The 7,761-nt window shown below is 36.8% G+C and carries 6 protein-coding genes and 2 pseudogenes; 1 reads left to right on the forward strand and 7 read right to left on the reverse strand.

Translation table 11 applies throughout. The features are described 5' to 3' along the window. From ABIQ28_RS12950 to ABIQ28_RS12960, 3 genes are all read right to left on the reverse strand, one after another. The coding region (locus ABIQ28_RS12950) for a prephenate dehydrogenase/arogenate dehydrogenase family protein (protein ID WP_348037972.1) at positions 1-362 on the reverse strand (362 nt) is incomplete at its 3' end. A 179-nt stretch (positions 363-541) separates the two neighbouring features. Beyond that, entirely contained in the window at positions 542-1,687 is a 1,146-nt protein-coding gene (locus ABIQ28_RS12955) for an aminotransferase class I/II-fold pyridoxal phosphate-dependent enzyme (RefSeq protein ID WP_348037974.1), read from the reverse strand. Next, positions 1,684-2,514, reverse strand: a complete 831-nt coding sequence (locus tag ABIQ28_RS12960) for a prephenate dehydratase (protein WP_348037976.1) — start codon at positions 2,512-2,514, stop codon at positions 1,684-1,686. The genes ABIQ28_RS12955 and ABIQ28_RS12960 overlap by 4 nt, the downstream gene beginning before the upstream one ends. Before the next feature lie 346 nt (positions 2,515-2,860). On the opposite strand from ABIQ28_RS12960, the gene gldA reads away from it, so the two are divergent. Beyond that, a complete protein-coding gene (gene gldA, locus ABIQ28_RS12965; RefSeq protein WP_348037978.1) occupies positions 2,861-3,757 on the forward strand; it encodes a gliding motility-associated ABC transporter ATP-binding subunit GldA in 897 nt (298 codons plus the stop codon). Between the two features lie 3 nt (positions 3,758-3,760). On the opposite strand, the gene ABIQ28_RS12970 is transcribed toward gldA, so the two are convergent. From ABIQ28_RS12970 to metF, 4 genes and pseudogenes are all read right to left on the reverse strand, one after another. Next, a complete protein-coding gene (locus ABIQ28_RS12970; RefSeq protein ID WP_348037982.1) occupies positions 3,761-4,510 on the reverse strand; it encodes a head GIN domain-containing protein in 750 nt (249 codons plus the stop codon). A gap of 138 nt (positions 4,511-4,648) precedes the next feature. Continuing rightward, positions 4,649-5,089 (reverse strand): annotated as a pseudogene (locus ABIQ28_RS12975) (PIN domain-containing protein). A 345-nt stretch (positions 5,090-5,434) separates the two neighbouring features. After that, positions 5,435-6,531: pseudogene (locus ABIQ28_RS12980) on the reverse strand (acyloxyacyl hydrolase). A 101-nt stretch (positions 6,532-6,632) separates the two neighbouring features. Continuing rightward, on the reverse strand, positions 6,633-7,589 hold the full coding sequence (metF, locus tag ABIQ28_RS12985) for a methylenetetrahydrofolate reductase [NAD(P)H] (protein WP_348037984.1): 957 nt from the start codon (positions 7,587-7,589) through the stop codon (positions 6,633-6,635). Positions 7,590-7,761: the final 172 nt, after the last annotated feature.

Raw genomic sequence — 7,761 nt, forward strand, 5'->3', positions numbered from 1 at the left:
GTTCCCGCAATAGGATGGGCTGCCAAAAAATTACGACGCTTTGGATGATCCTCTATCGCTTTGCAAATTACCGCTTTAGTTGAACCGACGTCCATAACCAAAGCATCGTCAGAAACCAGGTCCAATACTTTGACAACTTCATTAACTGCCGCGTCAACAGGAATGGATAAAATGACCAAATCGGCATTTTTCAAATCCTCATATGTGGCTTTGGCATCAATGACGTTAAGCTGTAACGCTTCGTCCAAATGATTTTCATTATGATCAATTCCGAAAATCTTTACTTTAGGATCGTGTTTTTTAATGTCAAGAGCCAAACTCCCTCCAATCAATCCAACCCCTATGATGTATATGTTTTTCATTCTATTAATATATCGCCCTCCTGGGGCTTTTCGTTTAAAACGAATTATTTTATAAATATGTGGCTACGAATATGTCGTTCAAATGGATGCTATAAAGATGTCGCCCTGATGGGGCTTTCTTACTTACTATAAATCCTACTGTTTACTATTACTGCAAACTGTTACTGAACACTGCAAACTCAATTGACTCTAGATATCGCGTCTTGCAACTCTTCCAATGGCGCACATAACGAAAATCGGATATAACCTTCGCCGTTGCTACCAAATATGGTGCCTGGCGCAATGAAAATGGAATGTTCCTTCAACACTTTGTCAATAAAGATCTCTGAGGTTAAATGCGCTGGTAATTTTGCCCACACGAATAATCCTGTCGCGTTTTCATCATAAGTACAGTTTAAGGCACTTGCCAGTTCCCATACTTTTTGACGACGTTCTTCGTAAACGCTGTTCAAACTGGTAAACCACATTTTTGAACATTTCAACGCTTCAATCGCTCCTTTTTGAATTCCGTAAAACATCCCGGAATCCATATTGCTTTTCACTTTTAAAATGGCATTGATAAACTCTGTATTTCCCAACACCATACCAACGCGCCATCCTGCCAAATTAAAGGTTTTGCTTAACGAATTAAGTTCCAAACAAACATCTTTTGCGCCTTTGTATTTCAAAATACTTCGCGGATATTCGTTCAAAACAAAACTGTACGGATTATCGTTGACGATTAAAATGTTATGACGTTTTGCAAAGGCGATAATAGACTCAAAAACCTTATTGCTGGCCGTTGCTCCCGTTGGCATATGTGGATAACTAACCCACATCAATTTAACTTTTGACAAGTCACTTTTTTCTAAAGTTACCAAATCCGGACACCAATCATTCTCCGCCACCAAATCATAAAAAACAGGCTTTGCACCTACTAATTTCGTGACTGAAGCATAGGTTGGATAACCAGGATTTGGAATCAACACCTCATCCCCCGGATTTAAAAATGCCATAGAAATATGCATAATCCCTTCCTTACTTCCCATTAATGGCAGCACTTCCGTCAATGGACTTAAGGCGACGCCATAATGTTCCTTATAAAAATCGGTAATGGCTTCCCTTAACTCTGGCAAGCCTTGATAACTTTGATACTTATGCGCAACGGCATCATTCATGCTTTCTTTAATAGCTGAAATGACACGCGCCGGCGGTTCCAAATCTGGGCTCCCAATTCCTAAATTGATGATAGGTTTTCCTTGGGATTTTAGCAAGTTCACTTCTCGCAATTTTTGGGAGAAGTAGTACTCTTCAACAGTGTTTAATCTATCTGCAAAAGTGATCATTGTCGTGAATTTTTATATTCGCCCAGAACTTTAAATTCTTGAGCCATTATTTCCATTATTGATTTTGCTTTTTTATAATCTTGGTAATCTTCAAAAGTAATATCCACAAAAAAGGCATACTTCCAAGGCGTTTCTATTTTTGGTAAGGATTGGATTTTAGTAAGATTCATTCGGCAATCACTCATCACATTTAAAATAGACGCCAAACTGCCACGTTTATGATCCAATGTAAATTTTAGTGATGCTTTATTGATTTCATTTTCAGGTAAAACGCCATTGCTTGTTTTTGCAATGACAAAACGAGTTTCATTCTGTTTGATGGTTTGGATACTCTCTGAAATGATTTCCAATTCGAACAGTTCTGAAGCCAATCGGCTTGCGATGGCACCGACGTTTTTTAATTGTTTTTGCTGAATGCGTCGTGCTACCTCAGCCGTATCTTTATCTTCCACCAACTTAATGTGCGGGTATTTTTTAAAAAACTGCTTACACTGCAACAAAGCCATAGGATGCGAATATACTTCGTGAATATCCTCCATGGACTGCCCTGGCAATCCCATCAAATGATGCTGAATATCCAAATAATGCTCGCCAATAATGTGCAATTGATTATCGTCAATTAAGGCATAATTAGGGATGATGGAACCAGCAATAGAGTTCTCAATCGCCATAATAACGGCATCCGTTTTATGCGTTAGAACACTCTGTACAGCGCCATCAAACGTCATACACTCATCAATTTCATCTAGCAAATCATTAAAATACTCGAGGGCGACGATATGATGAAACGACCCTTTAACTCCTTGTATGGCAACAGATTTTATCATGTTATATCTTTGGAATTTCCGTCGAAACGGAACTAATTTTAAATGTTATTATTCATTTTCACAAACTCTCAAAACCTATTAAAACAAAAAAGTCCCGATTTTCATCGAGACCTTTATATTAAATTTATAGTGAATAAATTATACATACGAAGCCTCGTTCCCTTTGCTAAAAAAGAAATAAAAAAAGCTGTGATATGTGTAATTGATTGTTTTCATAATTTGATTTCGCTAAAGTAAATAATAAATTGGATAAACAAAATGTTTTTTCAATTCTTTTTTCATTACAACGATTTCGTTAATTCATTGCATGACTAAAATGCTTACTTTTGAGCAAAAATCTTGAATCATGTCAATTGAAGTCAATCATCTTACCAAGTTTTATGGGGATCAAAAAGCGCTGAATGCTATTTCTTTTAAAATTAATAAAGGAGAAATTGTAGGGTTTTTAGGTCCGAATGGCGCAGGAAAATCGACCATGATAAAAATTTTGACTACTTATATTGATGCTTCTGAAGGCGTAGCCAAAGTCAATGATTTTGATGTTCATAAAAATGCTTTAGACGTTCAGAAACTGGTAGGCTATTTACCGGAACACAATCCGTTGTATTTAGACATGTATGTGAAGGAGTATTTAGCATTCAATGCCAATGTTTATAAAGTTGGTAAAACACGGATTGATGAAGTGATTGAGCTTACAGGCCTCACGCCAGAAGCACATAAAAAAATTGGGCAACTTTCCAAAGGCTATCGCCAACGCGTGGGATTGGCCACGGCATTGTTGCACGATCCAGAAGTGTTGATTTTGGATGAACCAACTACGGGATTGGATCCAAATCAGTTGGTTGATATCCGAAATTTGATCAAATCCTTAGGAAAAGAAAAAACGGTTTTTTTGTCTACTCATATCATGCAAGAAGTCGAAGCCATTTGTGACCGCGTCATCATTATCAATAAAGGTCAAATTGTTGCCGATAAAAAACTATCAGAATTAAAAGCCGATCAGGAACAGATTATTGAAGTCGAATTTGATTATCGCGTGGAAGATGCTTTTTTGAATCGTTTAAAGCATATCCAAACCGTCAAAAATACACATGATTTCATCTACGAATTAACGTTTTCTACCAAAGAAGACATGCGTCCATCCGTGTTTGATTTCGCGCACGATAATGGTTTGAAAATCCTCCAACTGAATCAAAAGAACAAAAACCTAGAAAGTCTTTTTAGAGAATTAACGGCAAAATAAGAATCACTCCACAATTAATCGTCCCGAGTAAAACGTTTGCACATCAACAACAGGCGGTTGATTTACCAAAATGACATTCCCTGTACTTCTGATTTCTCCGATTAATGAAACCTGCGGATTCAGTATCATATCATTACTACTCCTTTGAAAAATACTGATGTTTTGGGCAATTAGATGCCGTCCTTCAAAGCGGGAATTTCCGGAATAAAATCCGATGGTCAAATTCTCAACCGCTCCACTCAAAAATATATGAGACAAGTTGTTAGTGGTTACTTTCAAATTCGTGCAATTGACTTCCAATCGAAAATCGCCAACGGTATGATATAGTCCTTCTGCCCCAAAATCTTCTGAAATTAAAGATAGATTAGGATAATTTAATACACCATCACTTAAAATTGGCAATCCTGTGCTCGACCTGATGCTGGTCATATTGGGCGCACTGACGTAAATTTTAGTAATTCCATAATCTCTAGTAAGATTGCATCCATTTTCATCTTTCAAAATGAGTTGTCCATTTTCTACTTTGACCACAATCTCATCCATTAAATACTCGCCCGTTTCTACGATAATCTTTTGCTCTGGCGCATCCTTGAGAATGAGCTGTACACGTTCAAAAACAATAATTTCATTGAAGTCTGCCACCGTAAATTCCTTTTGAACAATAGCTCCGGAATTCTGAAAACAATCGGGCACATTCTTGCCATTGCAGGATAGCAATACCGTGGCAATAAGGATGTATATAAATTTTTTCATTCTAAATTTTTTGGATAATTTTTAAACCCTTAGCTTAAAGCATTAATTTCCAAAACTTACAGTGATTTGAAAACCTTCAACAATTTTGAAGAATAAAGGATACTAAATAATTTTTGAAAGTTAATCTCAGAAAGCATTTTATGATTCTGTTCGAATTTTAGAAATAACATCGGTCGATAAAATCCAATCTATTCCTTTTTTCGCTAACCCTGTGATTAGCTTCTTATCTCCTGTCCAAAGTGGCGCATCTAATTCTAGCGCTAGAGCAATGAACGGCGCATCAAATTCGTCCACATTTTCAGTCAGTTAGATGGCCTTTCGCCAAGTAGTTTCTTTAATGAATTCCAAATTAATCAAATCTATCTTTTTAAAAATATTGCGCTGAAGAAACTCCAAATCACTCTCCGAAAACCCGCTGATTCTCAAGAATTTATCCTTGTGATTTTCAAGTTCATCTATGAGATAAGTTGGTGTGTAAAAGTTAAATATCTCTGAAGAATTTAGCAAAAGATCGCTTATCGTCCCGTTGGGGCTTAAAAGTCCACTAAAAATGATATTAGTATCAACTACGATGTTCACTTTACAAACCGACTTTTATTTTTATTCCACCAAGAAGATTTAGATTCGGAGGAAAGTTCGTCAATTTGCTTTTGGGAGACCTTACTTTTTGATGCGATTTCGCGGAACTTTAGATAATCTATAATCCACTGAAGCCCAATCAAGTCGATTTCAGAAGATAACCGAATTAAAATTTCCTTATTTGTTCTTTCAATTTGCATATTTAAATGTAGTCAAAATTTTCAATCACTCCAAAATTTTATCTCAAAATGCACACTTATGTCTTTGCGCCATCAAAACGACATTTCGATAGCATTTGAAACATGTTCTTCAACTTCATGCTTCCAACTCCGTGCTCCATGCTTCCTAAAGCCTCACGCCCACACCAAACTCTACGGCCTCCGCTTTCGCACCATGCGCTTTAAGCGTTAGCGCACTAAAAAAGGTATCTCCAAAATAGCGCTTTAAACCTATTCTTTCATACACGCGACCTTCAAAATCGTATGGATAATAAGCGTAATAGCCCAATTGGGTAATAAAAGACATCTTATTAATGAACAATTCATGTCCAACAAAAATACCCACACGCTTATAATCGGTATCAGGATCCACATGGCGCTCAGGATAGCTACCGAATAATAATAAATCAATTCCTTTAAAAAATGTGCAAAAAACACATCGGCTCCCACCTGAAAGGCACTTTTTCTATTGATGCGCTTATCGGCATAAATGGAGAAATTATAAAACGGATATTGCCCCATGCCCACAATATCACTTTCATTGACACCCGTTCTAAACGCAATATTATATTTGATTTTTTCTGTGAATTTTTTATTTTCGGTAGAAGGCTGAAAGTCGGGCTCGCTCTTATAATCGAACATATAATTGGCACCTATGTTAAAAACAAAAGTGTTTGTAGAGTTATTGGGTGCCTTCACATTAGCATTACTATAATGAATGACGGAAACTCCGGCCTGAAATCCTAATCCTTTATAAACATTCTCCTTTTTATAATTGAGCATGAAATAGGTACTACTCAATAAATCGGAGCCGTAGGCACCATTCGTATAATTGGTCTCTTTATGATATGGATTTGTCGTGTAGGCAAGACCTTGACCAATTCTGAAATTTAGGTTACGATTCAGAAAATAGAAATTGTAATGCGCATATAAACCGTAGTTTTTACCCAAATACTCGTTTTTCATGTCTTGATAAACAAAAGAAAATCCCCAATCTGGATAGTTGAAACGACTTTCCCACGGCTGAAACCCGTAAGTTTTTTTGTTGTAACTTAAGATTAAGCCCGTGGGATGGTCCGTGATCAAATGTGCAATATCAGGATTGTGCTCCAATAGGGTTCCGTAGAAATAATTGGCATCTACAGTGAACAAATTTGGATCTTCCTCTTGAGCGAACAGAAACGAACTCGTTAAACACAGTAAACCTATTATTAATTGCTTCATCCCGTTTAGTTATTCAGCAAATTTAACAGAATAATCAAAACTCCAACCTTTGTAGGAATCTATCTTGATAAATTAACGATCTGATTATCTTTCCGCAAATTTTAAAAAACCTGTGAAGCAATGGTTTGAATATTGTCACTTTTTCCCATAGAATAATAATGCAATACTGGAATTCCAGCTTTTTGTAACTCTTTTGACTGCTGAATACACCATTCAATGCCCACTTGTTTGACCTCAGCATTATCCTTGCATTTAATGACTTCGGCAATTAAAGCCTCAGGCAAATCAACATGAAAGCGATGTGGCAACAAATTCAGTTGTTTTTTAGTGGCAATAGGTTTTAAGCCCGGAATAATAGGAATGGAAATGCCTTCTTTTCGGCATTTTTCAACAAAATCAAAATATTTCTGATTATCAAAAAACATTTGGGTCACAATATATTCTGCTCCACTTTTGATTTTCTTTTTCAGAAAATGGATGTCACTATCCAAACTTGGTGCTTCCATGTGTTTTTCTGGATAGCCTGCAATACCGATACAGAAATTGGTTTTAGAAGTATTCAGAAGTTCATCATCCAAATAATGACCATCATTCAGCGCTTTAATCTGTTTTACCAAACCTTCGGCATATTCATGGCCATCCTTTTCTGGTGTGAAATAGGTTTCAGTTTTAACGGCATCGCCACGTAAAGCCACCACATTCTGAATTCCTAAAAAGTCAAGATCAATCAAGAAATTTTCAGTGTCTTCCTTGGTAAAACCACCACATAAAATATGCGGAATGGCATCCACTTTATAGCGGTTTTGTATCGCCGCACAAATCCCTACCGTTCCCGGACGTTTCTTGACCACCTGTCTTTTAAGCAGGCCGTTGGCTTGCTCTTTATAAACGTATTCCTCACGATGGTAAGTGACGTCAATAAAAGGTGGTTTAAACTCCATCAACGGATCAATATTATCAAAAATAGATTTGATATGCTGTCCCTTTAATGGTGGTAATATTTCAAACGAAAACTGTGTATTTCCGTTGGCTTGTGCAATATGTTCTGTTACTTTCATGTTTACTCCCCCTAAAGTGGAAATCTCTTTTTGCCACGAATACACGAATGTATTCTATGACATCATATTAATATTTATTTTATTTTGGCGTTACCTAAAGGTCGCGCTGTCACTACTCGCTCTCTTCGAGGAGCTCAAACAGACCGTTCCATCGCTAACGCAGCTTCGTTAA

Origin of the sequence: Gelidibacter sp. (assembly GCF_039916245.1) — a bacterium.
In the GTDB taxonomy this organism is placed as follows: domain Bacteria; phylum Bacteroidota; class Bacteroidia; order Flavobacteriales; family Flavobacteriaceae; genus Gelidibacter.

Excerpts from the sequence above, each read along its gene's own strand:
- metF (WP_348037984.1), bottom strand. The coding sequence starts at position 7,589 with ATGAAAGTAACAGAACATATTGCACAAGCCAACGGAAATACACAGTTT.
- ABIQ28_RS12955 (WP_348037974.1), bottom strand. The coding sequence starts at position 1,687 with ATGATCACTTTTGCAGATAGATTAAACACTGTTGAAGAGTACTACTTC.
- gldA (WP_348037978.1), top strand. The coding sequence starts at position 2,861 with ATGTCAATTGAAGTCAATCATCTTACCAAGTTTTATGGGGATCAAAAA.
- ABIQ28_RS12960 (WP_348037976.1), bottom strand. The coding sequence starts at position 2,514 with ATGATAAAATCTGTTGCCATACAAGGAGTTAAAGGGTCGTTTCATCAT.
- ABIQ28_RS12970 (WP_348037982.1), bottom strand. The coding sequence starts at position 4,510 with ATGAAAAAATTTATATACATCCTTATTGCCACGGTATTGCTATCCTGC.